The sequence below is a fragment of the Streptomyces sp. WM6378 genome (genome assembly GCF_001279695.1).
Classification (GTDB): Bacteria; Actinomycetota; Actinomycetes; order Streptomycetales; family Streptomycetaceae; genus Streptomyces.
Genome location: NZ_LGDD01000310.1, coordinates 17,846 through 44,391 on the forward strand (window position 1 = coordinate 17,846; position 26,546 = coordinate 44,391).

Annotated in this window: 21 protein-coding genes; 10 read left to right on the forward strand and 11 right to left on the reverse strand. The window is 71.2% G+C overall.

The window, feature by feature from the left end; translation table 11 throughout:
* Positions 1-47: 47 nt before the first annotated feature.
* Genes ADK54_RS30350 through ADK54_RS30365 form a run of 4 tightly spaced genes read left to right on the forward strand, consistent with a single transcriptional unit; the run spans position 48 to position 2,557 of the window.
* On the forward strand, positions 48-443 hold the full coding sequence (locus ADK54_RS30350; protein WP_234392264.1) for an SAV_915 family protein: 396 nt from the start codon (positions 48-50) through the stop codon (positions 441-443).
* A complete protein-coding gene (locus ADK54_RS30355) occupies positions 440-742 on the forward strand; it encodes a DUF6317 family protein (protein WP_053728953.1) in 303 nt (100 codons plus the stop codon). Before ADK54_RS30350 ends, ADK54_RS30355 begins: the two co-directional genes overlap by 4 nt.
* A complete protein-coding gene (locus ADK54_RS30360) occupies positions 739-2,064 on the forward strand; it encodes a WXG100 family type VII secretion target (RefSeq protein WP_053728954.1) in 1,326 nt (441 codons plus the stop codon). The genes ADK54_RS30355 and ADK54_RS30360 overlap by 4 nt, the downstream gene beginning before the upstream one ends.
* A 55-nt stretch (positions 2,065-2,119) precedes the next feature.
* Positions 2,120-2,557: a hypothetical protein gene (locus ADK54_RS30365; RefSeq protein WP_053728955.1), complete on the forward strand. Its 438-nt coding sequence runs from the start codon at positions 2,120-2,122 to the stop codon at positions 2,555-2,557.
* Here ADK54_RS30365 and ADK54_RS30370 read toward each other — a convergent pair.
* From ADK54_RS30370 to eccE, 8 genes are all read right to left on the reverse strand, one after another.
* Positions 2,544-3,536, reverse strand: coding sequence for an oligopeptide/dipeptide ABC transporter ATP-binding protein (locus ADK54_RS30370; protein ID WP_053728956.1), 993 nt, complete (start codon positions 3,534-3,536; stop codon positions 2,544-2,546). The two genes, ADK54_RS30365 and ADK54_RS30370, sit on opposite strands and share 14 nt — an antisense overlap.
* Complete coding sequence (locus tag ADK54_RS30375; RefSeq protein ID WP_053728957.1) at positions 3,533-4,501, reverse strand: ABC transporter ATP-binding protein; 969 nt, start codon at positions 4,499-4,501, stop codon at positions 3,533-3,535. Before ADK54_RS30375 ends, ADK54_RS30370 begins: the two co-directional genes overlap by 4 nt.
* Positions 4,498-5,406 carry an ABC transporter permease gene (locus ADK54_RS30380; RefSeq protein ID WP_053728958.1) on the reverse strand — a complete coding sequence of 303 codons (909 nt, stop codon included), beginning with the start codon at positions 5,404-5,406 and terminating at the stop codon, positions 4,498-4,500. The genes ADK54_RS30375 and ADK54_RS30380 overlap by 4 nt, the downstream gene beginning before the upstream one ends.
* Positions 5,403-6,470 (reverse strand): ABC transporter permease, encoded by a 1,068-nt coding sequence (locus ADK54_RS30385; protein WP_078966753.1) that lies wholly within the window; start codon positions 6,468-6,470, stop codon positions 5,403-5,405. Before ADK54_RS30385 ends, ADK54_RS30380 begins: the two co-directional genes overlap by 4 nt.
* 3 nt (positions 6,471-6,473) lie before the next feature.
* Positions 6,474-8,321, reverse strand: a complete 1,848-nt coding sequence (locus tag ADK54_RS30390) for an ABC transporter substrate-binding protein (protein ID WP_053728959.1) — start codon at positions 8,319-8,321, stop codon at positions 6,474-6,476.
* 219 nt (positions 8,322-8,540) lie between these two features.
* On the reverse strand, positions 8,541-11,816 hold the full coding sequence (locus ADK54_RS30395) for an SCO5717 family growth-regulating ATPase (RefSeq protein WP_053728960.1): 3,276 nt from the start codon (positions 11,814-11,816) through the stop codon (positions 8,541-8,543).
* Positions 11,817-12,176: 360 nt separating this feature from the next.
* Positions 12,177-12,905, reverse strand: coding sequence for a hypothetical protein (locus ADK54_RS30400; protein WP_053728961.1), 729 nt, complete (start codon positions 12,903-12,905; stop codon positions 12,177-12,179).
* Positions 12,905-14,266, reverse strand: a complete 1,362-nt coding sequence (eccE, locus tag ADK54_RS30405; RefSeq protein ID WP_053728962.1) for a type VII secretion protein EccE — start codon at positions 14,264-14,266, stop codon at positions 12,905-12,907. The genes ADK54_RS30400 and eccE overlap by 1 nt, the downstream gene beginning before the upstream one ends.
* A gap of 183 nt (positions 14,267-14,449) precedes the next feature.
* On the opposite strand from eccE, the gene eccB reads away from it, so the two are divergent.
* From eccB to ADK54_RS30420, 3 genes are all read left to right on the forward strand, one after another.
* Positions 14,450-15,976: a type VII secretion protein EccB gene (eccB, locus tag ADK54_RS30410; protein ID WP_053728963.1), complete on the forward strand. Its 1,527-nt coding sequence runs from the start codon at positions 14,450-14,452 to the stop codon at positions 15,974-15,976.
* 14 nt (positions 15,977-15,990) lie between these two features.
* Positions 15,991-17,232 carry a type VII secretion-associated serine protease mycosin gene (gene mycP / locus ADK54_RS30415; RefSeq protein WP_053728964.1) on the forward strand — a complete coding sequence of 414 codons (1,242 nt, stop codon included), beginning with the start codon at positions 15,991-15,993 and terminating at the stop codon, positions 17,230-17,232.
* A 345-nt stretch (positions 17,233-17,577) separates the two neighbouring features.
* Entirely contained in the window at positions 17,578-18,006 is a 429-nt protein-coding gene (locus ADK54_RS30420; RefSeq protein ID WP_053728965.1) for a hypothetical protein, read from the forward strand.
* A gap of 412 nt (positions 18,007-18,418) precedes the next feature.
* Here ADK54_RS30420 and ADK54_RS43955 read toward each other — a convergent pair whose 3' ends face one another.
* Positions 18,419-18,592 carry a hypothetical protein gene (locus ADK54_RS43955; protein WP_234392265.1) on the reverse strand — a complete coding sequence of 58 codons (174 nt, stop codon included), beginning with the start codon at positions 18,590-18,592 and terminating at the stop codon, positions 18,419-18,421.
* A 1,320-nt stretch (positions 18,593-19,912) separates the two neighbouring features.
* Between ADK54_RS43955 and ADK54_RS30430 the strand changes: the two genes are divergently transcribed.
* From ADK54_RS30430 to ADK54_RS30440, 3 genes are all read left to right on the forward strand, one after another.
* Positions 19,913-21,004, forward strand: coding sequence for a S8 family serine peptidase (locus ADK54_RS30430; protein ID WP_053728967.1), 1,092 nt, complete (start codon positions 19,913-19,915; stop codon positions 21,002-21,004).
* A 66-nt stretch (positions 21,005-21,070) separates the two neighbouring features.
* Positions 21,071-21,436 (forward strand): WXG100 family type VII secretion target, encoded by a 366-nt coding sequence (locus ADK54_RS30435; protein ID WP_053728968.1) that lies wholly within the window; start codon positions 21,071-21,073, stop codon positions 21,434-21,436.
* A 74-nt stretch (positions 21,437-21,510) separates the two neighbouring features.
* A complete protein-coding gene (locus ADK54_RS30440; RefSeq protein WP_053728969.1) occupies positions 21,511-21,813 on the forward strand; it encodes a WXG100 family type VII secretion target in 303 nt (100 codons plus the stop codon).
* 83 nt (positions 21,814-21,896) lie between these two features.
* Here the strand turns inward: ADK54_RS30440 and ADK54_RS30445 are convergent, their stop codons facing one another.
* Positions 21,897-22,193: a DUF397 domain-containing protein gene (locus tag ADK54_RS30445; RefSeq protein WP_053728970.1), complete on the reverse strand. Its 297-nt coding sequence runs from the start codon at positions 22,191-22,193 to the stop codon at positions 21,897-21,899.
* 181 nt (positions 22,194-22,374) lie between these two features.
* Positions 22,375-26,340, reverse strand: coding sequence for a type VII secretion protein EccCa (eccCa, locus tag ADK54_RS30450; RefSeq protein WP_053728971.1), 3,966 nt, complete (start codon positions 26,338-26,340; stop codon positions 22,375-22,377).
* Positions 26,341-26,546 lie beyond the last annotated feature (206 nt).

The window sequence follows — 26,546 nt, forward strand, 5'->3', positions numbered from 1 at the left end:
GCGTAGGTTGAACCGCGATTCAGCCATATCCCGCTAGGGGGAAACGCGTGGGCGAGCAGCCCGTGTCCCGCCTCCTCGGCCTGGTCGGCGACGTGCCGGCGCAGGGCGCGCAGCAAGGCGTACCGCCGTACCACACCCCGGTGTTCATCCCGGCCCATCCGCGCTATCCGGGCGGCGGAGCCGCGCCCCACGTCGACTACGAACTCTTCAAGGGCCCCTCGGGACCGCCCGTCCCGGTCGCCTTCACCAGCCTGCGCGGACTCGTCGAGGCGCTCGGCCCGGCCCAGCCCTGGGTCGCGGTCTCGCTCGGCCCGTTCGCCGAGGCGATGCGGCAGGCCAAGCTGCCCAAGGTGCGGCTCGACCCGGTCGTCGACCCCGGCGGCCGCAGATGGCGGGCCGAGGACCTGGAGCGGGCGTACGGCGGCGAGGAGGGCAACCGATGAGCGTGGACCTGAAGCTGGTCCTGGCGGACCTGAACGCGATGGCGGGCACCTTTCACAAGGAGGCCGACAACTACCGCAGGATGCACCAGAACGTGAAGCCCGCGATCGTCGGCTCCGGGGACGCCGGGTGCGACGCGGCGATCAAGGCGGTGGCCGACCTCATCGCGGGCCTGCACGACAAGCTGTCGGACCGTCTGGACGACCGCAGCGACAAGCTGAAGTACGCGCACGACTCGATGGCACGCCACGACATCGACGTGCACGGCCTGTTCGACGACCTGATGAAGGACCGCACATGACGGACAGCTGGGTCGGCGGCGACATCGGCGGCCTTCGCGCCATGGGGGAGGCCTACAAGAAGGCCAAGACCGACCTCGAATCCATCGTCAAACCGCTGAGCACCAGCGTCGACGCGCTCGCGAAGGACACCGGTTGGCAGGGCGAGTCGGCGGAGTCGTTCCGGGCCAAGTGGACCGAGGACTCCATGACGGCGGGCGGACTGGCCGAGCTGGTCTTCGCGGCGGGCCAGATCCTCACCGACCTCGCGGACCACCTGGGCAAGGCGGAGGCCGCGCTGCAGAACGCCGAGGACGTCGCCGTGCGGGCCGGGGTGCCGATGCAACCCAAGGGCGTACCGGGCGAGTTGATGACCAGCACCGACCATCAGAGCGACGCCGAGAAGAAGGCCCTCAACGCCCTCAGCGACTACTGCACCGTACGGGGCGAGATCCTGCACACCGCCCAGCAGGCCCGACTGGACGCGGCGGAGGCGCTGCAGAAGCTGTACGCGGACGACACGAGCGCGGCGGTCTCGCCCGGCGACAAGATCACCGTGGCGGACTATCTGCGCGGCCTGTACGCCTACGACTCCGAGCGGACCCGGGTCAAGGGGCACGACGCCGCCGACGCGCTCGACGACGCGAAGAAGCAGGCCGACGATGCGAAGAAGGACCTGCGCGCCGAGCGCAAGGCGTGGCAGAGGGATGGAAAGACGCTTCCCAAGGACGCCGAGGCCCGCGTCGCGTACAAGGACGCGCTGAGCAAGCTCGACAGCCTGGAGACGGACATTGCCCGTGGCGAGGCGGGCAGTTCCAAGCTGCCCTACGACCACGTCCTCAACACCAAGATCGCGGACGTGGCGGACACGCTGCGAGTGGGCAAGAGCCTGGAGAGCCTTCCGGAGTTCCTGAAGGAGATCCCGGTGGTCGACGTCGCGGCGGCCGGCGCCTGCGGGCTCCTGGAAGCCAAGGACGACCACGAGAAGGGGTGGTCGTGGACGCACTCAGTGGTGGTCGACGGCGGAGCCGCGCTGGGCGGTCTCGCCGTGGGTGCGGCCGCCACGGCAGGCGGCGTGGCGCTCGCAGCGAGTGCGGAGATCACCGTGCCGGTGGCCGTGGTCGCCGGGGTTGGCGGCGCCGTCGTCATCGGGGCGACCGACCTGCTCGACGAGAGCTTCCACGAGCACTGGAGTGAAGACATCCACGACCACGGTGTTCTGGGTGGCCTCTGGCACGGCAGCGGCAACGTCCTCTCCAATACCGGAGACGACCTGAAGCGGCTCGGCGACGATGCGACGGGTCTGGGGAAGAAGGCGTGGAATGGCTTCAAGGGTCTCTTCTGAGAGCGCGGGCCCCGCGAAACTCCCCCTCCTGGGTACTTCCTGGTACCGGCGTGGCGTGGGCTACTGGCTCCGGCGTATCCGGCAAGGAGTGGTCCTGCTGGGCTTCGGCGCCCTGTTCGGGTGGCTCTCGGTGGCGATCTGGCAGGACATCGAGTCGGGCCTGCCGACCGGCTGGCACCGGGCCGCCGACGTGACCATGGGAGTACTGAGCCTCGTCGGGTTCGTCCGCGGCTGGTTCTGGGGGCGGCGGACCATCCGGGCCAAGCTCGCCGATCCGCCCACGCCCGAGCAGGCCTGGATCCGGCACCGCCAGGCGCGGCGCGGGCGAGGCAGCGCGAACCCGGACTTCGGCAAGCGGGGCGGGGCGCTGCTGTTCTTCGCCCCGTTCTTCCCGCCGTGCGTCGCTTGGTGGATCGGGTCGACCTTCGGAACCCTCCTCGTGCGCGAGCTCCCCTCCGAAGCAGGCGCCCGCAAAGCCCTCAACCGGACCTGACCGCCGCGGCCCAGTGGCAGGCCACCTGCGCCGCCGTGCCGCCCGCCAGGACCGGGAGGTCCTCGGTGCGGCAGCGGTCGGCCACGCCCGCCCGGTCCGCCTCGCCAGAGGCGAGCACCTGGCAGCGGGCGTGGAAGCGGCAGCCGGGCGGGATGCGGGACGGGTCCGGGGGCTCGCCCGTGAGGACCACCGGATCGCCGGGGGACTCCGGAAGGACCGACAACAGGGCCTGGGTGTACGGATGTTGAGGGTTCGTCAGGACGTCTTCGACGGGGCCCGTCTCCACGATGCGGCCCAGGTACATCACCGCCACCCGGTCCGCGATGTTCCAGGCGAGCCCGAGGTCGTGGGTCACGACGAGGGCGGACAGGCCCAGCTCGTCCCGCAGGCGCAGCAGCAGCGCCAGGATCTCGCCGCGCACCGAGGCGTCCAGGGAGGCCACCGGCTCGTCGGCGACGATCAGTTCGGGGTCCAGGACGAGCGCGCCCGCGATCACCACGCGCTGGCGCTGGCCGCCCGACAGCTCGTGCGGGTAGCGCAGGAAGAACCGCTCGGGCGGGCGCAGACCCGCCCGGGACAGCGCCCGGGCCACCGACTCCCGCTCGTCGTCCGGGGATCCGTGGATGCGCAGGCCCTCGGCGACCGCGTCGTACACCGTGTGCCGGGGGTTGAGCGAGCCGCTCGGGTCCTGGAGGACCAGCTGGACGCGTCTGCGGTACGCCTTGAGGGCGCGCGCGTGGTGGTCGAGCGGGCTGCCGTCGAAGGCGACCGTGCCCCCGGTCGGGGCGACCAGGCCGAGCAGGGCGCGGGCGAGCGTCGTCTTGCCGCAGCCCGACTCGCCGACCAGGGCGACGATCTCGCCCGCCCCGACGGTGAGCTCGACGCCGTCGACCGCGTGGGCGGGCGGGGCGCCGCGCCGCCCGGGGAAGCTGACGCGCAGACCGGCGGCGCTGAGCAGGGGGGCCGTGGTGGTGGTCATGCGGTGCTCCTCGACAGGGTCCCGGCGTGCACACAGGCCGCCCGGTGGTCCGGGCCGGCGTCGCGCAGCGGCTGGTCGTCCGTCGCGCAGACGCCGATCGCGACCGGGCAGCGCGGATGGAAGGTGCAGCCCGCCGGCAGCGCGGACGGGTCGGGCGGATCGCCCGGCAGGCCCCGGGGCGCCCGGCGCGATGCGGGGTCGCCGATGCGGGGGAAGGCGGCGGACAGCGCCTGGCCGTACGGGTGCCGGGCCGCCGCGTAGACCTCGCGGGCCGGGCCCTCCTCGACGATGCGGCCCGCGTACATCACCGCGAGCCGGTCGCAGGTGTCGGCGAGGACCGCCAGATCGTGGCTGATCATCAGCAGGCTGATGCCCTGGTCGGCGACGAGCCGCTCGATCAGGCGCAGGATCTGGGCCTGGATCATCACGTCGAGGGCGGTCGTCGGCTCGTCCGCGACGATCAGCTCCGGGGCGCAGGCCAGGGCCATCGCGATCATGACGCGCTGGCGCTGGCCGCCGGACAGTTCGTGCGGGTGGGCGTCCGCGCGGGCCGCGGGCAGGCCGACCTGTTCGAGGAGTTCGCCGACGCGGGTGCGGGCCGCGGCCGGGGTGGCGAGGCCGTGCAGCAGGATCGGCTCGGCGATCTGGTCGCCGATGCGGTGCACGGCGTTCAGCGAGTGCATCGCGCCCTGGAACACGATGGACGCGCCCGCCCAGCGCACCGCCCGTAGCCGCCCCCACTTCATGGTGAGGACGTCCTCGCCGTCGAGCAGCACCGATCCCGTCAGCTCGGCCGAGGCGGGCAGCAGCCTCAGCAGCGCCATGGCCAGGGTCGACTTCCCGCAGCCCGACTCGCCCGCGATGCCGAGCTTCTGGCCGGGTGCGACGGTCAGGTCGACCCCGCGCACGGCCGCCGCCCCGGTCCCGTACGTGACGTACAGGTCCCTGATCTCCAGCAGGCTCATCGGGCCCCCAGCTTCGGGTTCAGTACGGCCTCGACGGCGCGGCCGCAGAGTGTGAAGGAGAGCGCGACGAGGGCGATCGCGACGCCGGGCGGGGCCAGGTACCACCAGTGCCCGGAGGAGACCGCGCCCGCCTCGCGGGCGTCCTGGAGCATGCCGCCCCAGGACACCACCGTCGGATCGCCGAGGCCCAGGAACGCGAGCGTGGCCTCGGTCAGGATGGCGTTGGAGATGCCCAGGGTGGTCTGCGCGAGGACCAGCGGCATCACGTTCGGCAGCACGTGCCGGGACATGATGTGGCCGTGGCCGCCGCCGAGCGCGCGGGCGCGCTCGATGTACGGGCGCGACTCGACCGCGATGGTCTGCGCCCGCACAAGCCGCGCCGTCGTCGGCCAGGACGTCACGCCGATCGCCAGGATCACCGTCCAGAGGCTGTGCGACATGACGGTGGCGAGGACGATCGCGAGGACCAGCGTCGGCATCACCAGGAACCAGTCGGTGATCCGCATCAGGACGGTCGAAAGCCAGCCGCCGTAGTGCCCGGCCAGGATGCCGACCAGGGTGCCGATCGCCACGCTCAGCGCGGCCGCGAGCAGCCCGACGGCGAGCGAGATCCGGGCGCCCCAGATCAGCAGGCCGAGCAGCGAGCGGCCGAACTGGTCGGTGCCGAGCGGGAATTGGCCGCTCGGCGACTCCAGGGCGGTGCCCGGCGCGCTGGTCACGCTCTGGACGTCCTCGCCGACGGTGAGCGGCGCGGTGAGCGCGATCAGCGCGATAACGGCCAGGCCCGCGAGCCCGTACAGGCCGGCCCGGTGCGTGCGGTAGGAGCGCCAGAAGCGGGCAAGGGAGTCGCGCCGGCGGGCCCAGGCGAGCGAGCCCGCCTTGTCGGGGGCGGTGGTCGTCGTCATCGGCCCACCCTGGGATCGAGCAGCGGATAGAGCAGGTCGGCAAGCAGGTTCATCAGGATCATCGCGCCGGCGAAGACCACGAACAGGCCCTGCACCAGCGGGAGGTCGGGCACGCTCAGCGCCTGGTAGAAGAGTCCGCCCAGGCCTGGCCACGAGAACACCGTCTCGACCAGGATCGAACCGGCCGCCACATGGCCCAGGTTGATGAACAGCATCGTGACCGTGGGCAGCAGCGCGTTCGGCACCGCGTGGTGGCGGCGCACCGCGTCGTCGCGCAGGCCCTTCGCGCGAGCCGTCGTCAGATAGTCGCCGCCCATCTCGTCGATCAGCGAGGACCGCATGACGAGCAGGGTCTGCGCGTACTGCACCGCGACGAGGGTGAGCACCGGCAGCACCATGTGGTGCGCGACGTCCAGGACGTACCCGAGGCCCGTCGTGTCGCCGGACTCCATGCCGCCGGTCGGGAACAGGCCCGGGATCGGGCCCGCGCCCACCGAGAACGTGATGATGAGCAGCAGCCCCAGCCAGAACGAGGGCACCGACCACAGGGTGAGGGCGAGACCCGTGTTGAACCGGTCGCCGAGCCCGCCGCGGCGCCAGGCCGAGCGGGTGCCGAGCCAGATGCCGAGCGCCGAGTAGATGACGACGGCCGTCCCGGTCAGGAGCAGCGTCGCCGGGAGCTTCTCGGCGATGAGCGAGCCGACCGGCGCGTGGAACTGGTACGAGGTGCCCAGGTCCCCGGTCAGCGCCTTGCCGCAGTAGTCCGTGAACTGCTGCCACATCGGCAGGTCGAGCCCGAACTGGCTGCGCAGCGCGGCGAGTTGATCGGCGGAGACCTGGCGGCCGTGGGTCATGGTGCGGACCGGGTCGCCGGGGATGATCCGGAACAGGAAGAAGCTGGTGACGAGGACGGCGAACAGGGAGACCACGGCCCCCGCCAGCTTGCCGCCCACGTAGCGCAGATAGGTGAGCACCGGGCCCGCGGCCGCGAATCGGCGGCCGCGGGGCTCGGTGCGCGCCTCGGCGACCACCGCGGGGGTGTCGGCCGGACTCGCTGTCGTCACGGCCTACTCGCGGTCGTCGGCGCCGGCGCGGCGGCGCAGCACGAGGAAGGCACCGATCCCGGCGAGCACGATCACGCCCGCGACGATGCCGAGGACGACGACCGCCGAGGAGCCGCCGTCCGACTTGGCGGCCGACCCGGCCGCGGGGACGGCCGACCACCAGCTCCAGTAGCCGTCCTGGCCGTAGATGTTGCCCGCGGCCTCGGGCATCGTCATGATCGACTCGATCTGGTCGGTGCGGTACGCCTCGACCGCGTTGGGGTACGCCATGACGTTGATGTACCCGGTGTCGTACAGCCGCGACTCCATCTGCTTGACCAGGTCCGCCCGCTTGGCGGTGTCGTACTCGGCCAACTGCCGCGCGTACAGCTCGTCGAACTGCTTGTCGCAGACGAAGTTGTCCGTCGGCCCGGTCGCCTTGGGGGTCGCGGGCAGCGCGGCGCAGGTGTGGATGGACAGGACGTAGTTCGGGTCGGGGCTGACCGAGTAGCCGTCCAGGGCCAGGTCGTACTCGCCGGCCGTCCACGGGTCGGTGACGTTGTCGACGCAGTCCACCTTCAGGCCGATGCCGAGCTTGCCCCACCACTCCTGGAGGTACTTGCTGACCGCCTTGTCGTTGGGGTCGATGGCGTGGCAGAGCAGCCGCAGGCCGAGCGGCTTGCCGTCCTTGCCGAGCCGTTTCCCGTCGGCCCCCGCCCGGTAGCCCGCCTCGTCGAGCAGCGAGGCCGCCTTCGCCGGGTCGTACGCGACCTTCTGGTCCGGGGCCGGCTTCCAGAAGTAGTCGGCGAACCGGGGCGGGATGTAGCCCTCGCCCTCGACGGCGTGGCCCTGGAAGACCTTGTCGACGAGCGTCTTGCGGTCGACGGCCGCGAACAGCGCCCGGCGCACCTTCGGGTCGAGCACCGCCGGATTGCCGTCGCCGAACTTCTGGCCGTCCTTGGATTGCGCGCCGGGGTTGGTGGCGAGCGCGAAGAAGCGCCGCCCGGGGGCGTCGTTGACCTTGATGCCGGGCGCGGAATTCAGTGAACTGGCTTGCGCGGGAGTCAAGTTGGAGACGAAGGACACCTCGCCCTTGCGCAGCGCCGCGACCGCCGCGTCATTGTCCTTGTAGTACTTGAAGACCAGCTCGTCGAACTTGGGCGCACCCCGCCAGAAGCTCTTGTTCGGCTTCAGCTTGATGTACTGGTCGACCTTGTAGTCGGTCAGGACGAACGGCCCGTCGCCGACGACGGGGAATTGCTGATCGTTGTTGAACTTGGTGAAGTCGCCGACCTTCTCCCACACGTGCTGGGGCACGATCGGGACGTCCAGGGCCGTCATCGTCGCCTGGGGCTGCCTGAGTTCGACGACGAGCGTCGCCGGGTCGGGGGCGGTGACCTTCTTGAAGTTCGAGACGAAGCTGCCGTTGGCGGTCGCCGCGCCCTTGTCGGTCATCATCTTGTTGAACGTCCAGGCCGCGTCGGCCGCGGTGACCTGCTGTCCGTCCGACCACTTCGAATCCTTGCGGATCGTGTACGTCCACGTCAGCTTGTCCGGCGAGGTCTTCCAGGCGGTCGCCAGGCCCGCGATCGCGTGGCCGTCCTTGGCGTCGTAGTCCGTCAGGTACTCGTACATCAGGCGGTGCACGCTGGTGCTGATCAGCCGCTGGGCGAGGAAGGGGCTCAACGAGTCGACGCTCTGGGAGACGGCGACGGTGAGGACCTTCTCGCCGCCCTTGGCGTCGTCGGCCGCCGCGCCCTGGGCGGGGAGTACGGCCGAGACCGTCAGCGCCAGGGCGGCGGCCCCTATGGCCGGCCGACGGCCGGGCCGCCACGGTCGCAGGGTCTTGCGCGATGGAACTGTTCTTGCCATGGGACGGTGACCTCGCGTCATCACTCGCACGGAAAAGCAGGGTTGATCGCAGGTTGAGCGTCGTTCGAACAGGAGGTGGCGGCCGGTGTGGGCGCAGGTTTACCAGCGGTGGTCTAGACGTGTCAACGGCGCATCGCAGGCCATTTGGTCTGCGAAAACGCCAGAGGGCCCGCACCGTTCGAACGGTGCGGGCCCTCATTGGTCCAGTCCTCTGACGCCTTACTGCTGAGGGGCTGACGGCGGCTGCGGAGCGTGTCCGCCACCGTCCTGCCCGGGCCATCCGGCCGGGGGCACGGGCCCCTGCGACTCCGGCTGCCCCGGGGCGCCCTCACCCGCCGGGGGCAACGGCTGCGGCGGCTGGAGCTGCCACGAGGTGGACGGCTGCGGGGCACCGCCGGGGTAGGGCTGGCCGGGCTGGGCCGGAGGGAGCTGGCCCGGCTGGGCTCCGTACGGCTGCCCCGGGTAGGGCTGACCGGGCTGCGGCCGGCCGGGGTTGGGCTGCGCCTGGTTCGGGAACGGCTGGCCCGGGGCGGGCTGGCCCTGGGTCGGGTAGGGCTGACCCGGGTACGGCTGCGGCTGGCCGGGGTAGGGCTGGCCGGGCTGGGCCTGGCCGGGGAACGGCTGGCCGGGGGCGCCCTGCTGGCCCGGCATCGGCGGGGCCTGGACGGGCGGCGGGTTCAGACCGTCCCCCGTCCACAGCCCTTGCTGCTGCTGGGCGCGTACGAAGTCCTCGGCCACCATCGCCGAGAGGTTGAAGTACGCCTCCCGGGTCTTGGGCCGCATCATGTCGAGGTCCACCTCGGCACCCGCCGCCAGGTGCTCGTCGAACGGCACCACGACCACCCCGCGGCAGCGGGTCTGGAAGTGCTGCACGATGTCGTCCACCTTGATCATCTTGCCGGTCTCGCGAACGCCGGAGATGACGGTGATGGAGCGCTGCACCAGGTCGGCGTAGCCGTGCGCCGAGAGCCAGTCGAGCGTGGTCGAGGCGCTGGACGCACCGTCCACGGACGGCGTCGAGATGATGATCAACTGGTCGGCGAGGTCGAGCACGCCGCGCATCGCGGAGTACAGCAGACCCGTGCCCGAGTCGGTGAGGATGATCGGGTACTGCTTGCCAAGGACGTCGATCGCGCGCCGGTAGTCCTCGTCGTTGAACGTCGTGGACACGGCCGGGTCGACGTCGTTCGCGATGATTTCGAGACCGGACGGCGCCTGCGAGGTGAAGCGGCGGATGTCCATGTACGAGTTGAGGTACGGGATCGCCTGGACCAGGTCGCGGATGGTGGCCCCGGTCTCGCGGCGCACCCGGCGGCCGAGCGTCCCGGCGTCCGGGTTGGCGTCGATCGCCAGGATCTTGTCCTGCCGCTCGGTGGCCAGGGTCGCGCCGAGCGCGGTCGTCGTGGTCGTCTTGCCGACGCCGCCCTTGAGGGAGATGACCGCGATCCGGTAGCAGGACAGGACCGGCGTGCGGATGAGGTTGAGCTTGTGCTGCCGCGCGGCCTCTTCCTTCTTGGCGCCGGGCTTGAAGCGCGAGGCCCCGGCGGCCGGGCCCCGGCTGCTCTTCGCCTTCGGCTTGTTGTTGCGAAGGAGCCGGTCGGATGAGAGCTCGACGGCGGCCGTGTACCCGAGCGGAGCGCCCGGGTTCGACCGCTCCCGCTGGTCGTGCGTCACGGGCGAGGGCCAGGCGGCGCCGGCCCGAGGGTCGGCGGGGGGTGCGGGATGGCCCTGCGGGCCGGGCTGACCCTGCTGCACCTGCTGGGGGAAGCCGCCTTGGGCGGCGTTCGGCATGGGCTGCGGCTGGGCCTGCGGCGCGGCCGGGGGGTTGGCGGCGGGGTGCGGGAAGCCGTAACCGCCTTGCTGTGCAGGGGAGTTGGGGGTGCCGAAGGGTACTGGCTGAGCCTGCGGGGCGGGCGGGTTCGGGACAGCCGGGGCGTTGGCTGCCGGGTGGGGGAAGCCGTAACCGCCCTGTTGGGCGGGGGCGCTCGGGGCGGCGCCCTGCTGCGGGAAGCCGTAACTGCCCTGCGGTGCGGGGGAGTTGGCGACCTGCGGGGGCTGCTGGCCCTGCTGGGGGAAGCCGTAGCCGTTCTGCGGCTGGGGTGGCTGGGGCTGCTGAGGCCACGCGGGTGCCGGGCCGGCCTGGGCGGCCGGATCCGGGAACGGCCCCGGCATCGGCTGCGCTTGAACCGGCCACTGGGGCGCGGCAGTGGGCGCGGCGGGCTGGAACGCGGGCGGCAGCGGAGGCAACCCGGGCTGCGCACCGGCGGACGCGGCCCAGGGCTGGTCGGCGGGGGGCGCGTCCTGGGGCTCGGGCGTGAAGGCGTCCGACGGTGCGGGGTCGGCGACGGGTACGGCGTCCGCGATCGGCGCGGGGTTCGCGATCGGTGCGGGTCCGGGCTGGGCGGGCTCGGGAGTCGCGGTGCCGGAAACCGAGTCCGCGACGGGGGCGGCATCGGAAGGGGCCGCGTCCGCAGGAGTGGTGTCCGCAGGGACCGCGTCGGTGGGCGCGGCATCGAACGGCGCGGGTGCGCCGGCCGAGGCGTCATCCTCGGACGGGGAGCTGTCCGCCTCGCCGGAGGAGGCCTCGGGAGCCCCGGGCGCTTCTTCCGTGCCGGCCGACGCCATGGACGTATCGCCGAAGGGCTTGCCGGAGGCGTCGGCGGAGTCGTCAGCGGATTCGCCGGATGCGCCGGAGTCGGTCGAGACCGCCCGGTCCCCGGAGCCCGAGGCCTCCGAGTTGTCAGGGGCATCGGAGGCATCGGGGGCTTCCGCGTCGGCGCGCGGACCGGCCGCGGTGTCGGCCGCCTCGGCCCCGGAGCCCTCGGCGGAGGAGGACGTGGTCGAGGGCGACGTGGTGGTGCCGCTGTCCGGGAGTGCGGCTGACTGTTCGTCAGAAATCGTATCCGGCACGGAAGTCGGCTCCGCTTCCGGCACCGAAGCCGCCGGCGCCGCCGCGGATTCGCCGCGCGTGGCGGCTGCCGCCGCTTCGAGCTGCTCGAACTCCCGCTTCAGCGCGGAGGGGGAGAAGCGCATCGTCGCGCCGCTCTCGATGTCACCGCCTCCGAAGGCCTGGCCCTCGTCGGCGGGGCGATTGGCCGCGGCCGCGGGTGCGGGTGCGGGCGTCGGGGGTGCGGGCGCGGGGAAGACGGGCGGGGGAGTGGGCGACGCGCTGGGTGCCGGGGCCGGGCCCGGGGGCGGCGGCGTGGGGCTCCAGTTCGGCTGGAACCCCCCGGCCTGCGGCAGTCCGGGCACGTTGAGGGGCTGGCCGTGCGGCGGCGGGGGCGGGGGCAGCGGAACCCCCGTGCCGCCGCTCTGCTCAGGAGCCGGAGCCGGAGCCGGAGCCGGGGCGGCCGGGGTGTCCTGCGAGCCCTGGGTGTACCAGGCGGGCGGGGTGTAGTCGATGGTGAACTCACCCGTGGTCTCGGGATCGGCGTCGGACCGATTCTCGTCGCGCGCGTTCCCGCCGGTGCGGAACTGGTCCTGGTCGCTGTTCACCGGTTTCCTTTCGTTCGCCTGTGACCGGGTGTAGGCCGTGGGGTTCATTGGCATGTACGGGCCGGGGTGGGGCAGCCCCTGTGCGGTGGGCGCGCAGTCGTGCGCGGTCGCCCGCCCCTGTCCGCCGCGAGCGCCGCGGCATCCGCGACGTACGGACGACGCAACCTCGCCGTGGAGTCCCTGCCCCCGGTCCGTCCCACCCTAATCGTCGTCAATACCGCCGGGGCAGGCCCGGTCGCCCCGATCGCCTGTCCCTTTCGTCACCCTCGCCTCGCGAGTGACGTCGAAGTGACCGGCCGGGGGCGGAGTGTGCGGGGCGAAACGGTCAGATCAGGTCAACTTTCGCCGCTGCCCCGTTGTTCAGTCGACGCGTCGGGCGTTCCCCAACAATCCGGTCTCGGTGTCGGTCGCCTGAGTCATGGCGAAGGAGCGGTCGCGCTCGTTGCACCAGAGCGTGACTCCGTCGGCGAGCGTCGAGAGCCCGTCCTGTTCCGTCCGCGGCAGGCTCATGATGCGGCCTATCTGCGCGGCCTCGTCCGGCGAGACCCGCTGCACGCCCACCAGCCGCGCCTGCCGGATCAGCCGCGGCGCGACCGGGCTGACATACGGGAGCAGGGTGAGCACCGCCTGCCAGGGCGCCGACACCACCCGGCCGCGCGGCGGACGCATCCCGCAGTCCCGCACCACGAGCACCGGTTCGCCGGCCGAGGCGCCGAGCGGGGGCACCCGGCCCACGTCGTGCACGGTCATGCCGCTCTGGCTGGCGATCGCGTGCACCAGCTGCGCCCAGGCCTGCGGCCGCCCGGTCTCCACCGCGACCCGTATGCCCGTCGCGGCCGCCCGCAGCGCGAGCACCTGCGCCGTCCACAGCCCGCCGATGAGCACGATGTCGTACGCGGTCGGCCTGCTCACGCCGAGCACCGCGGGCCGGCCCCCGGCGTCCACCCCGACGACCACCCCGTCGTCCCCGATGGGCAGCGCCAGCGTGTCCAACTGCTCGGCGGGCAGCGTGTGACGGCGGTGGCGGGGGCCGACGAGGCCGAAGCCGGTGCGCGGCTCGCGGCGCGGACCCGAAGTCGTCGTGGCCATCAGCGGGCGCCTCCGAACGGCAGGGTGGCGAGCATGCCGGGCAGCTGCTCGTGGTCCAGCGGCACGATCTGGGCCTTCGCCTCGCGCGCGGAGCGCTCCAACGCCTGGCGGGACGTGGCCAGTTCGGCCTCGCTGCGGCCCGTCACCCTGAGGTGGCCGCTGATGCTGCTCTCCTGGGCGCCGGCCCGGGCGATGGTGAGGCTGAAGGTCGTCGCGAGCGCCGGAATCGCCGTGAGGAGCGCCACGAGCTGCGGCAGCCCGCCGGTCCCGGAACCCGCGTCGATCCTCGGCCAGCGGCGCACCCAGTACGTGGTGTGGCGGCGGTTGTCGCAGCGCCAGGAGCGGCTCGACTCCTCGGTGCGCCGCTGCGGCGTCTCCGTGCGGCCGGCCTGAGCCGTCACCAGCGGGTTGGCGCAGGCCGAGGTGGCCACGGCGTCCGCCAGCTCCTCCTCGGTCAGGACCGTGGTGTTCAGGCCCGCCCCGGTCAGCCGGCTCGCCAGGTGCAGCGCGCTGCGCGCCGCGCACTTCCGGGCGCCCTCCAGGCCGCCGCCGCGCGCGGCCACCGCCTCCGGGCACAGCTCCGGGTTCAGCTTCAGCGCGATCCAGGTGATGCGGACCGCGGGCGAGGAGGTCTGGGCGTGCAGCGGCGCGTAGTTGGTGACGGCCACCGACTGCTGGGGCAGCCGCAGCGCGGGCGCGGGCTGGGTGTGCAGCAGGATCTGCGCGGATTCGAGACGGATGTCGTCAACCTCAAGGGCGTCCCGCACCAGCCCTATGGGGAGCGGGCGTTGGCCCCGCTCGGCCCGCAGCGCCGTCGCGTCCGACTCCACTTGGAGGACGACGGTGAGGAATCCGCCGTCGCCGATCATCCCGATCGGCCGCTGGTCCCGGTCGCCGTGGCTGTACGTGCGCAGCGTGGGATCGCACTCCACGGCCGGGGCCAGGCCCGGCAGTGTGCCCGGCGGCACAACGGCGTCGCTCGCCCGTTTCAGCCGCGCCCGCAGCGCCCAGGCGGTGCCCAGCCATTCGGGCAGCGAGCGCCCCCGGCGGCGTACCACCGCGAGCAGCACGAGGGCCACCGCGACGACGCCCGCCGGCACCAGCGCCATCGTGTCGACGACCCACGCGGCGAGCAGCAGGGCGGCGGCCGACTCGATCAGGATTAGCTGTTGCAGACGAAACGAACCAAAGCGTCCGGAACGGGACTTGAGGTGGGGCACCACCGGCCCGACGGCCACGGGTGCCGCTGCCCGGCGGACCGGAGCGGGCGGCTCCGCACGCACTCCGGGACGGGAGCCCGCGCCGCTCGGCGCGCCGGATCGGTCACGGGAGCGCGACCGCGTCCCAGTCGACGAAACCATCCCCGAACCCCCCGAACTCCTCGAAAACCCCTGGCCAGTAGGGCCCTTGAGGACCCGTCCACCCTACCCGGCCCGGGCGTACGATCACGTAACAGGCATAGTAGGGGGCCGGTCTGACAACGACGGGCGGGGGACGGGCTCCCTGGGGCTCCGCACGGGGACAACGGAGAAACACGGACACTCATGGCATCACGCCGGGACGAGCTCAACGCGTACACCTTCGCGAAGCGTCGCACGCTCGCGTCGTTCATCCAGCCCTCGCCGACGGGCTCGGAAGAGGGGGCGCCCAGGCCGCTGCGCGCCGTGCTTCCGGGCGGCATCGTGGCGGTGGTGCTGCTCGCCGCGTTCGGGGCGTGGGGGATGTTCAAACCCACCGCGCCGCCCGGCTGGGACACCCCGGGCGAGAAGGTGATCATCGCCAGCAAGTCCACGACCCGCTACGTCGTGCTGACGACCGACGGCAAGAAGGAGCTGCACCCGGTCCTCAACATGGCGTCCGCGAAGCTCCTGCTCGACCCGGACAAGGGCCAGGTCGTCAACGTGGACGAGTCCGTCCTGGACAAGGGCTCGCTGCCGCACGGCGCGACGCTCGGCATCCCGTACGCGCCCGACCGGCTGCCCTCCCCCGAGGAGGCCGGGTCTGCCAAGCGCTGGGCGGTGTGCGAGCGTCCGGGCGACGGCGGCCGCGCCATCCAGAAGGCCGCGTTCGTCTTCGCCGACCGCGACAAGAGCCGCACGGACGGCTCCGCGCGGCTGACCGGCGGCGAGCTGATGTACGTCGTGGGACCCGACAACAAGACCCGTTACGTCGTGGACGCGCAGGGCACCAAGTACCAGGTCGGCACCGACGAACTGCTGCTGCGCGCCCTGGTCGGCGCCGGCCGTGAGCCCGAGCGGGTTTCCAAGGAGTGGCTGGAGACCCTTCGTTCGGGTGATCCGGTCGCGTTCCCCAAGGTCGAAGGGAAGATCGGCGACGCGGCGGGGGTGGCCGGAGGTCTGGCCCCCGAGGCGAACCGGATCGGCATGGTCCTCAAGGCGCCCAATGGAGCGGGCACCCAGTACTACCTGGTCCAGCAGGGCAAGGTCTCGCCGGTCTCCGACTTCACCGCGAAGCTGCTCCTCAACAGCCGTGATCTGCGCGGGCTCATGAAGACCGGTCAGGCGACGGAGACCAACGCGGCCGCGTTCACGCCCGAGGCCACCGAGTTCGAGGCCAAGAAGAACTGGCCGCGCCAGATGCCGGTGGCCGTCAACGACGCGGGCACCAGCAGCGGCAGCCGCAACACCGTGTGCAACGTGCTGCGCGACGTCAACAAGGACGACGGCGAGACCACCATGAGCACGTGGGCCGGCACCGACTTCCCGGCGCCGCTGCCCACCGGTTCGAGCAGCGCGTACGTGACGCCCGGCTCGGGCCAGCTCTTCCGCCAGATCCAGGGCTCCGAAACCAAGGCGGGCGGTGTCTTCCTGGTGACCGACACGGGGCTGCGCTACGCGATGCAGTCCAACAGCGACAGCGCCGACGGTGACGCGGCCACGGGCCTGACGGCCGATCAGCGCAAGCAGGCCGACCAGGAGGCCCAGCAGGCCCAGACGCGGCTCGGCTACGCCAAGTCCGAGCCGGCCCCGATCCCGATCAGCTGGTCCACGTTCCTGCCGACCGGACCCCGCCTGTCCACCGGGGCGGCCCGCCAGCCCCAGGGCTCCTGAGAGGCGGCACCACCATGGCGTACGCACTCAAGGCGCTGGCCCTGTCGGCCGCGGCGACCCTCACGGTGCTCGCGACTCCGGCGGCCGCGGTCCCGGCCGACGACGGGGGCAGCGACCAGTGCACCTTCCCGTCCAAGCCGTACGCGGGCCGCCCCTGGGCGCTCCAGCGCGTGCTCCTGGACGAGCTGTGGCGCCAGTCGACCGGCAGGGGCACGAAGGTCGCCGTGATCGACACGGGCATCGACATCAAGAACGCCCAGCTCAAGGGTGCTGTGGACGCGTCCAAGGGCAAGAACCTGCTCCAGAAGGACCTCAAGGACCCCAACGGCCAGCCGCTGCCGCGCGGCGCGGAGAACGGCACGACGGACACCGTCGGCCACGGCACGAAGGTCGCCGGGATCATCGCGGCCCGCCCCGCCAAGGGAACGGGCTTCGTGGGCCTCGCCCCCGACGCCACGATCATTCCCATCGAGCAGAACGACGCCGACGGGCACGGCACCGCGCAGACCCTGGCGGACGCCATCCGCTACGCGATCAGCGCGGGCGCCGATGTCATCAACATCTCCCAGGACACGGCGAACGCGGTCGAACCGGCGCCCACCCTGAAGCAGGCGGTGGACACGGCCCTCGCGCACGACATCGTGGTGGTCGCCTCGGCCGGCAACGACGGCCTGGGCGGCAACGTCAAGCAGACGTACCCGGCTTCGTACCCCGGCGTCCTCGCGGTCGCGGCCTCGGACCGCAACAACGAGCGGGCGGCGTTCTCGCAGTCCGGCGAGTTCGTGGGCGTTGCCGCGCCCGGCGTCGACATGGTCTCCACGGTGCCCGGCGGCGGCCACTGCGCCGACAACGGTACGAGCTTCTCGGCCCCGTACGTCGCGGGCGTGGCCGCCCTCGTCAAGGCCAAGCACCCCAAGTGGACCCAGCGCGAGGTCGTCGCCCAGATCGAACAGACCGCGGAACGCTCGGTGTCCGGCCACGACCGCCTGGTCGGCTGGGGCGTGATCGACCCGGTCCGCGCCCTCACGGAGGACGACCACCCGATCGAGACCCCGGTGGCCCACGAGGGCGTCACTCCGGCCAAGGCTCCGACCCCCGCGGCCCTCCACCTCGGCGAGACGGACGAACAGCGCACACAACGCCTGGCCACGTACGTGGCGGTGGGGGTGGCGGTTGTGGCGGCGGTGTTGAGCGGGGCGGCAGTGGCGATCCGGGACGCACGGCGGCGACGCCGACGGGTGTCCGGAGCGGAATGAATGCGAGGGCTTCGTGCAGAACGCGTCAAGAGCGTTCTAGATCTGTTCTCCGTGTGCCAGAAGGTGACAGATGCTGATGAGAGTTGAGTAGAACTGAGTAGACGTACTCATGTGGCGTGAGGCGAGCCCTCGTAGTGTCGAGGCGGCCGGGGCAACTCGGCCCCGCCGATAGTCCGTTGGGCAGGCGACTGGTGTTGGCTAGAGTGACTGCGGTGCGATAAGCGGTGTCAAGAGGGCGGCAAGCGAACAATTCGGCACGCCGGATCGCAACGCGGGTGAACGGCAATTGGTTTACGGGGAGGGGTGTCATGGGGCGTCCTGCCTGTATGCGTAAAGGCGGCGGCGATGAGCGGTGACCTCGAGAAGGGCATGGAGGCGCTGACGACCTTCAAGAAGAAGGTGGACGCGGTGCTCACCCAGTTCGAGGGCTCGCACGGCAGCCCCACGAAGATCGGTGACCAGCAGATCGCCCGCGCGTCCTTCAGCGCCGGAACCGCCGCGTTCCCGGAGGCGGACGGCCTCTTCACCCAGTACCACCGCGTACACGAACGCCTGACGTCGCTGTCGAAGTCGCTCGCCCACCAGATCGAGGCGATGGGGATCGCCGCGCATGGGGCGGATGTCGGGTTCGACAACCTGGATGAGGAGATGCGGCAGCGGTTCTGGGCGATCCAGTCCGCGACCGACTACGACGCCGAGCAGGCGCAGCGCGAGAAGGACGGCAAGCCGAAGCCGCAGCGCACCGACGACAAGTCCTCCGGGACGGGGTGGTAGCGATGACCGACAAGAAGCCTCAGCAGTCCCCGCCTCCCGCGCCGCTGACGGACACACAGCGCGTGGGCCAGCAGGTGGGCTTCACCGACATGACCACCACCGCGGGGGAAGTGCTGTCGGGCATGTTCCCCTTCGGGGGGCCGGTCCGCCTCTTCGGGAAGACCGATTTCGAGGGCCACCAGCTCAACGACATGATCGACCTGGTCGAGAACGCGAACCCGGAACACCTCACCACTGCTGGACATGCTCTTTTCAACGCCCGGGACGCGATCAGAGATGCGGCGAAGGAGCTGAAGGCAAACATCCACGTGGTCCACTGGGAGGGCGAGTCGGGTGACGCCTTCCGGACGTGGGGCGACAAACTTGTGGGCAACACACACAAGTTGGCGGACTTTGCCGACGTAGCGGCCGTTCAGATCAGCGCGGCCGGCTCGGGCCTGGCCTCGGTGAGCAAGGCCATGCCCACGCGTGACCACCGCGCCGAGCCGGTGAAGGTCGCCGACATTCCGCCGGCGAAGAGGATCGCGGGGAACGCGGAATACGAAGCGGCGGTGGCGGTGGAGAAGGACCGCCAAGAGGCGATCAACCAGATGAACCGCCTGTCGTCCTTCTACTCGGTCTCGGAACAAACCCTGGCCGCACAGCAGCCGCCTGTATTTGAGGCCATGCCTAAGGTGGGGGTGCCTCAGCCTGAGCGTTCTTTCGGGCAGGAGCCGATGAGGCCCCTTCCGGAAAGGGCGACCAGCCCTTCGCCAGAAGGAGCGACTTCGGTACGGTACTCAGACAGCGCTCTCGCGAGTCACGAGCGGATGGAGACCGTGGGAGGCCCTACGGAAACGAGCGGGCCTTCTTCTCGTGAAAGTATCCCGGGCGGCAGGCCGGTGAGTACGGAGATCAACAGCACCCCGCCCTTGCTGGATACGGCGCCAGGCTGGACTGTTGTGACTCCGACGCCGCAGGTCGCGCCGACAGCCCCTGGGGTGACTGCGGCCCCTCCTCCGGCCAGCGCATTCTTCCACCCCACGGTGAACGGTTCTGCGCGGGCTTTCGGTGGCGAACGCGGGCTCGGTATTGCCGAGCCTTCAAGGGGGCCTGCCAGCGCCCCAGGCCGAGGGAGCGCGAGTCCTACAGGGCGTGTGGGAACTTCGGGATCGGAAGTCGCCAGAGGTGGCTCTTCCGCCGTCGGCCAGTCGCCGATGGGACGGGGCATCTCGGGTGGAACTCCCCGTGTTGGTGGAACTGCGGCTCGCCGTGAGGGGACTGCGGGGGCGGGCGGCAGCGGGCGCAACGGAATTGTGGGTGGCCGGCCGAATGCTGGAGCACCAGGCTCCGCTTCCCCGCAGAGGTCCAGACCAACGGTTGTCGGCGCTGAAGGGGCGACCGGCCAGCCAGCTCCAACCAGTCGCCCGAGCCAGAGGGGGGTGGTTGGAGCCGCCGAGCCTCCCTCGACTGGCAAGGCGCGGACGGGTGGGCGCGTCAAGGGCAACGCGGACGGGGTGGTTGGCGTTCCGCAGAGCCGCTCCACCGGTAAACGCGGAAGCCGCACCGGGCACACGAGCGGCGGGTCCGGGTTGGTCAGAGCGTCGCGGGAAGAACAGGCTCTGGACGACGAGGACGAGACCACGCTGCTCCCTGGTCGCTCGAGCAGTGACGAGGAGCAGGGCCAGCCCAGCCGGTAGGAACCAGCACCACCAGTGATCGACTAGCACAGGCGAGGACGTAGGAACGCATGAGGTCAGGAATCAGCGGACCCGGTCGGGTCAACTCGGCGACGAGAGTGGCCAGCCGGAGACGCCTCGCGACTACGTGCGCAGCCCTTGGCGCCTGGGTCGTCGTGGCCGGTGGACTGGCTCCTCATGCTCTCGCAGATGGCACTGCTGCGCCGAACCAGTGGTATCTGGCGGCTATGCATGCACCGGAGATGTGGAAGGTAAGCACGGGCAAAGGCATCAAGGTTGCCGTTGTGGACACGGGTGTGAATCCCGATACCCCGTCTCTGAAGGGCCAAGTGCTTACTCAGAAGATCCCGAAGTCCGCCGCATACGGAGCGATTAAGGACTATCAGGGCCACGGGACGACCATGGCCGAGTTGATCGCGGGCACCGGAAAAGGCGATGGGATCAAGGGCCTGGCGCCTGACGCCAGAATCATCCCCTTCCGTGTTTCCCTTGACTCGCTCAAGGACCCGGCAGAGAAGAAGCTCACGCAGTCGTCGGCGGCGGGCATCCGCGCTGCTGCGGATTCGGATGCAAAGATCATCAACCTCTCGTTCGGCGGCCCAGCGGGGACGCCGGAAGGAGCGGATGCGGTTAAGTACGCCATTTCTAAAGGCAAGTTGTTGTTCGCTGCGACCGGAAATGACGAAGCGAAGAGCGATGGGATGTACCGCGAGTTTCCTGCTGCCTACCCTGGTGTCATCGGTGTTAGCGCGGCGGATGAGAGCGGCACCGTCGGCAAGTTCTCCCAGTCGGGCAGCTACATCGACCTGGCGTCACCGGGCCTCAACGTGCCTGCGTGGTGCGACACCACCTTCCAGCAGTACTGCACCAGCCAGGGCACCAGCCCAGCCTCCGCAATCGCCTCCGCCTCAGCCGCCCTGATCTGGTCCGCCCACCCCGCCTGGACCGCCGACCAGGTGCTGCGCACGATGATCGACACCGCCGGGCGGTCCTGGGACAGGAACACGCCCAGCAAATACCTCGGCTACGGCCTGATCCGGCCCCGGCTCGTCCTGGAGCAGGGCGACATCAACCCGGGCCCGGCCGACGTCGACCCCCTCGCGCAGGAAAACGGGGGGAGCAGCGCGCCGCCGGCCACCCCGGCTGCGCCCAGTTCTTCGCCTGCCCCGAAGGGCGAGGCCGTCGCCAAGGGCGAGGACAAGGGGAACGGCGGGGGCGGGAACACCCAGTTGTGGGCCGTCGGCGGAGCCGTCGCCGGGCTCGTCGTGATCGGAGGCGGCGTGTTCGCCTTGATCAGAACGCGGCGCCGCGCGACCTAGCCCGGCCCGAATCCAGCCACAACCATCCGCACCACCACTATCACCACCACGAAGGGAAGGCCTGGCATGACTCAGGGCCAGCGGGTATCAGACAGCGAAATGGCCGCGCTTGAGGGGAAGATCCTCCACAAGTTCGACTCGGTCAAGAGCCAGCTCAATCACCTGCAGAACGTGATCAACAGTCTCGAAGGGGCATGGGAGGGCATCGGTGCCCACGCCTTCGACAAGAAGCAGACCAGCATCAACAACCAGATGGTCCACATGGGGCGGCTGCTCCTGGACTTCCTGGAGGCGATGAAGGCGACCCGCACGCTCAAGGGCGACACCGAGGAAGAGGTCCGCAAGGCCCTCATGGGCATCGACGTCGTGGACGGCTACAGCGGCGACGCGGGGGCCACGGCCTCGATCACCTCGAACCTCAGCACGTACTAGTCGCGCCGGGTTCGACCCACAGTGCGCGGCGTCAGTCCACAAGAACCTTATTCACCACAGAGATTGGGGAAGCCATGCCCGACAACAGCGGCGATGTCCTCGGAGTAAAGTACGGCAGCCTCGAACTCGCGGCCGGGGACATCAAGAATCAGGCCGACAAGCTTCAGGCCGACCTCGATGAGATCAAGCTCCTGGTTGCCCGGGCCGCCAAAAGCTGGGAGGGCGAGGCCCACGAGGCGTACGCCACCAAGCAGCGCGACTGGGACAACACGGGCCACAATGTCCACACCGCTCTGATGCAGATCGCCCAGGCCGTAGCCGAGGCCGGCCCGACCTACCGGGCCGGGGACCACAAGGCGGCCGGTTACTTCCATTAGGGAGTGCCGGGCGACGGCGGACGGGGTGGGCGCGCGCGGGAGGCGCCCACCCCGTTCTGCGTTTCTGTGTCCGCGAGCGGTGACTACGGCGCCTCGATGCCGCCGTTGCGCACCGACGGCTCCAGGTCGAACTCCCCGTCCCGCGCGCCCAGTACGAACGCCTGCCACTCCGCCTCGGTGTACCGCAGCACGGTGTCGGGGTCCACGGAGGACCGCATGGCCACCGCGCCGGCCGGCAGATAGGCGATCTCGACGCGCTCCTCGTCCTCGGACGTGCCCGGCGCGCTGTGCCACTCGGCCCCCGAGATGTCGAGGGCGTACAGCTCGTTCTTCTCGCGCTCCTTGCGCTCCTGGAGTTCCCTGTCCTGTTCCTCAGCCATGACGGAGCGATTCCTTCCAGACGTGCCGACCCGGACGTGCCAAGCGCAGCCATACGTACACCAACCAGCTGTCCGCTCAGCCTACTTGCCGCCACCCGACGCGCACGGCGGGCCGGGGAGGATTCACGGGTACGAAGGAGGGGGCGCCCAGTTCGACACGGGCGCCCCCTCCACGCGGCTCCTACTCCATCAACCCCGTCTGCACCAGCGGCTTCCCACGCTTGCGGGAGACGAACGTGCCGCGGCCCGTCGGCATCGGGCGGGGGCGGACGCCCGCCAGGATGTCGCCCTCGGAGGGGTCGCCGGCGAGGACCACGCCTTGGGCGCCCAGTTCCTTCATGCGCTGGATGAACGGCTCGTACGAGGCGCGGCCCGCGCCCGCCGTGGAGCGGGCGATGATGAAGCGGACGCCTACGTCGCGGGCGAACGGCAGGAGCTCGGTGAGCTTGCCCAGCGGGTTGCCGCTCGACGTCGACACCAGGTCGTAGTCGTCGACCACCACGTACACCGTGGGGCCGCGCCACCAGCTGCGGTCCCGTAGCTGCTGCGCGGTCACGTCCGCGCTGGGTGCGCGGCGCTGCATCAGGTCGGCCAGGGCGTCCATGTGGTGGTCCATGGCGTTCGACATCGGGATGTACTCGGCCAGGTGCGAGGCCGGGGTCACATCCAGCAGGGCGCGCCTGTTGTCCACCACGAACAGCTTGCAGGCGTCGCCCTCGTACCGCTGCGTGAGCTGGGTGATCAGGAGGCGCAGCAGGTTCGACTTGCCGGACTCGCCCTCGCCGAAGATGAGGAAGAACGGGTCCTGCTCGAAGTCGACGAACACCGGCTCCAGGTTGTTCTCGTCGAGCGCGAAGGCGATGCCGCGGTCGGGCGAGGCGTAGCCGGGCGGGAGTTGGGCCGCCGGGAGTTCGCGCGGCAACAGGCGGACCGCTGGCGCCCCCGGCGCCGTCCAGTGCCGGGAGACCTCGGTGGCCAGGGCGGCCGTCGCCTCGGCGAGGTCGGTGTCGGACTGGAGGCCGTCGATGCGCGGCACGGCCGCCATGAAGTGCATCTTCTGCGGTGACTGGCCGCGGCCGGGCACGCCGACGGGGACGTTGGCGGCGACCTTGCGGTCGAACTCGGAGTCCATGGTGTCGCCGAGCCGGAGCTCCAGGCGGTTCATGAGGTGGTCCTTGAGGTTGGCCCGGACCTCCATGGAGCGCGACGCGGTCAGCACCAGGTGGATGCCGTAGCCGAGGCCGCGCGCCGCGATGTCCAGGACGACCTGCTCAAGACCCTCGTACTCGGTACGGAAGTTGCCCCAGCCGTCGATGACGAGGAACACGTCGCCCCACGGCTGGTCGGCGACCGAGATGGTGCCGCGTGCCCGGCGGGCCCGGAAGTCGGCGATCGAGGCGATGCCCGCCGAGCGGAAGTACTCCTCGCGGCGGGTCAGCACGCCGTACACCTCGGCGACCGTACGGCGCACCCGCTCCGGGTCCAGGCGCGAGGCGACGCCGCCGACGTGCGGGAGGCCGGCGACCGCGGCCATGCCGCCACCGCCGAAGTCGAGCCCGTAGAACTGGACTTCCTGCGGGGTGTGGGTGAGCGCGAACGACGCGAGCAGCGTGCGCACCAGCGTCGACTTGCCGGACTGCGGGCCGCCCAGGATCTGCAGATGGCCGGCCGCGCCCGAGAAGTCGCACCACAGGGGATCGCGGCGCTGCTCGTACGGCTTGTCGACGAGGCCGAGCGGCACGACCAGGCGCCCCGCGCCCTCGTAGTCGGGCTGGGTGAGCCCGCGACCCTGCACCGGCGCGAGGCCGGGCAGCAGCGAGTCCAGCGCCGGCGGGCTGTCGAGGGGCGGCAGCCACACCTGGTGGGCGGCCGGGCCGCGCGCTTCGAGGCGGCGCACGATCACGTCGAGCACCGTGTCGGCGAGCGCGTCGTCGGTGCGCGGCCCGGTTTCGGCGCGGGGCCCCGGCACGGTCTGCGGGGCGTACGTCACCGGCACTTCGGCCGCGGTGAACAGCACGGGGCGCCGGTCGACGGGCACGGGACCGCCGAGCGCGGCGGACCGGTCGGCGCCCGTGCGGTACACGCCGGAGACGTACGCCGCCTTGAAACGGGTCATCTCGTCGGTGCCGAACTTGAGGTAGCCGGAGCCCGGGACGCTCGGCAGGTGGTAGGCGTCGGGGACGCCGAGGGCCGCGCGCGACTCGGCGGCGGAGAACGTGCGCAGACCGATCCGGTAGGAGAGATAGGTCTCCAGACCGCGCAGCCGGCCCTCCTCCAGGCGCTGCGAGGCGAGCAGCAGGTGCACGCCGAGGGACCGGCCGATGCGGCCGATCTGCACGAACATCTCGATGAAATCGGGCTTGGCGGTGAGCAGTTCGCTGAACTCGTCGATGACCAGGACGAGCGAGGGAACGGGCTGGAGCGGGGCGCCGGCGAGCCGGGCCCGCTCGTAGTCGTGGATGTTGGCGTAGTTGCCCGCGTCGCGCAGCATCTCCTGGCGGCGGTTGAGCTCGCCGCGGATCGAGTCGCCCATGCGGTCGACCAGGGTGAGGTCGTCGGCCAGGTTGGTGATGACGGCCGCGACGTGCGGCATCTGCGCCATGCCCGCGAAGGTCGCGCCGCCCTTGAAGTCGGCGAGGACGAAGTTCAGGGTCTCCGAGGAGTGGGTGACGGCGAGGCCGAGCACCAGGGTGCGAAGGAGCTCCGACTTGCCCGATCCGGTCGCGCCGACGCACAGGCCGTGCGGGCCCATGCCGTCCTGCGCCGCCTCCTTCAGGTCGAGCATGACGGGCCGGCCGTCCTCGCCGACCCCGATCGGCACCCGCAGCCGCTCGGAGGCGGAGCGCGGCCGCCAGGTGCGGGCGGTGTCCACCGAGTCCGCGTCGCCCAGGCTCAGCAGATCGGTGAACTCTAGGTTGGCGAGCAGTGGTTCGTCGTCGTCGCCACCGGAAGCCATGCGCAGCGGGGCCAGCTGACGCGCCAGCGCGTCGGCGGACTCGTAGGACATGAGGTCGGGCGTGCCCTCGTACACGAGGCCGTGACCCGACTCCAGGCGCAGCGTGCGCGGGTGCACGACAACCGCCAAGTCGCCCCGGGCGCCGGTGAGTTCACCCGGTACGACCTCGACGACCGTGACGCCCTGCAGGCCCTCGGCGGAGGCGAGGACCGACATCGGGGGCGGCGAAACGCCGTCGAGCACGACGACGATGTGCGGCTCCTCCGGCAGCGGCGCGCCCTCCGGGTGGAAGCGCGGCCGGCCGGTGAGGCGGGCGGCGAGCAGCTCTTCGAGTTCGGCCGCGCTGCGGCTGATCAGGCGCCGGCTACCCGCGCCGTCACTGAGGCCGGGAGCCTGGGTGTGCGGCAGCCACTTCGTCCACTCCCAGTGCGCCGATGCGGACGGGGACGCGGCGACCGCGATCACCAGGTCCTCCGGGGAGTGCAGGGAGGCCAGCGAGGCGGTCAGGGCGCGCGCCGAGGCGCGTACCGTCTGCGGCTCCCCGCTGACCGTCAAGTGGTAGAAGGCGCGCAGCGAGACCGCCATCGGTAGGTCCTCCACCGTCTGGTGGGTGGCCAGAAAACGCTGCATGGCGCCCGCCGTCAGCGGCTCCAGCTGGTCGACCGGCGCGGTCTGCGGAGGCACCAGCGCGGTGGCGAGCGCCTGCGGGCCGAGCCCGATGCGCACCTGCCCGAAGTCCTCGTCGCCCGCCCGGCGTTCCCAGACCCGGCTGCCCTCGGCGACCAGCGCCCACAGCTGCTCGGGGGAGGGGTGCAGGTAGTACTGCGCGTCGCGCTGCTTGTGCGCGGCCTCGGCGGCCGAGCGCCGGGTCTGGCCGAGATAGCGCAGGTAGTCGCGGCGCAGGTCCGCCAACTGACCCTGGGAGCCCTTGCGGTAGCGCACGATCATCGCCACCGACATGGCCACGGTCGAGGCGACCATCACCATGCCCATGACCTTCATGAACGGCTGCGAATTCGGCATGAAGAAGAACACCACGGAGCCGCCCATGCCCAGCATGGGCAGGAGTTGCATCAGCGCACCCTCCTGCTGTCCGCGTGGCAGCTCCGGCGGAGGCTGGAGAACGACCTCCTCCGTGGGCACCTCGGACGGCAGGGCCCGCGGTGGGCGCTTGACGATGATGTGGCTCACAACGCACCAATTCTCTTGGCGGTCGAAGAAGTTCAGCCCGCCGCCCCGTGTCCGGCGAACGCCGACCGCGGTGGGATCCTACTGACATCCGATGTGATCGGCTGGCGATAGGGTGCCGTCTGTTCGCGTAAGCACCCGCGAACAGAGCGAAGAAAACCGGGCAATTGACGCGACGGCGGACGGCCCGGCACCGGGAACCGCGAGCG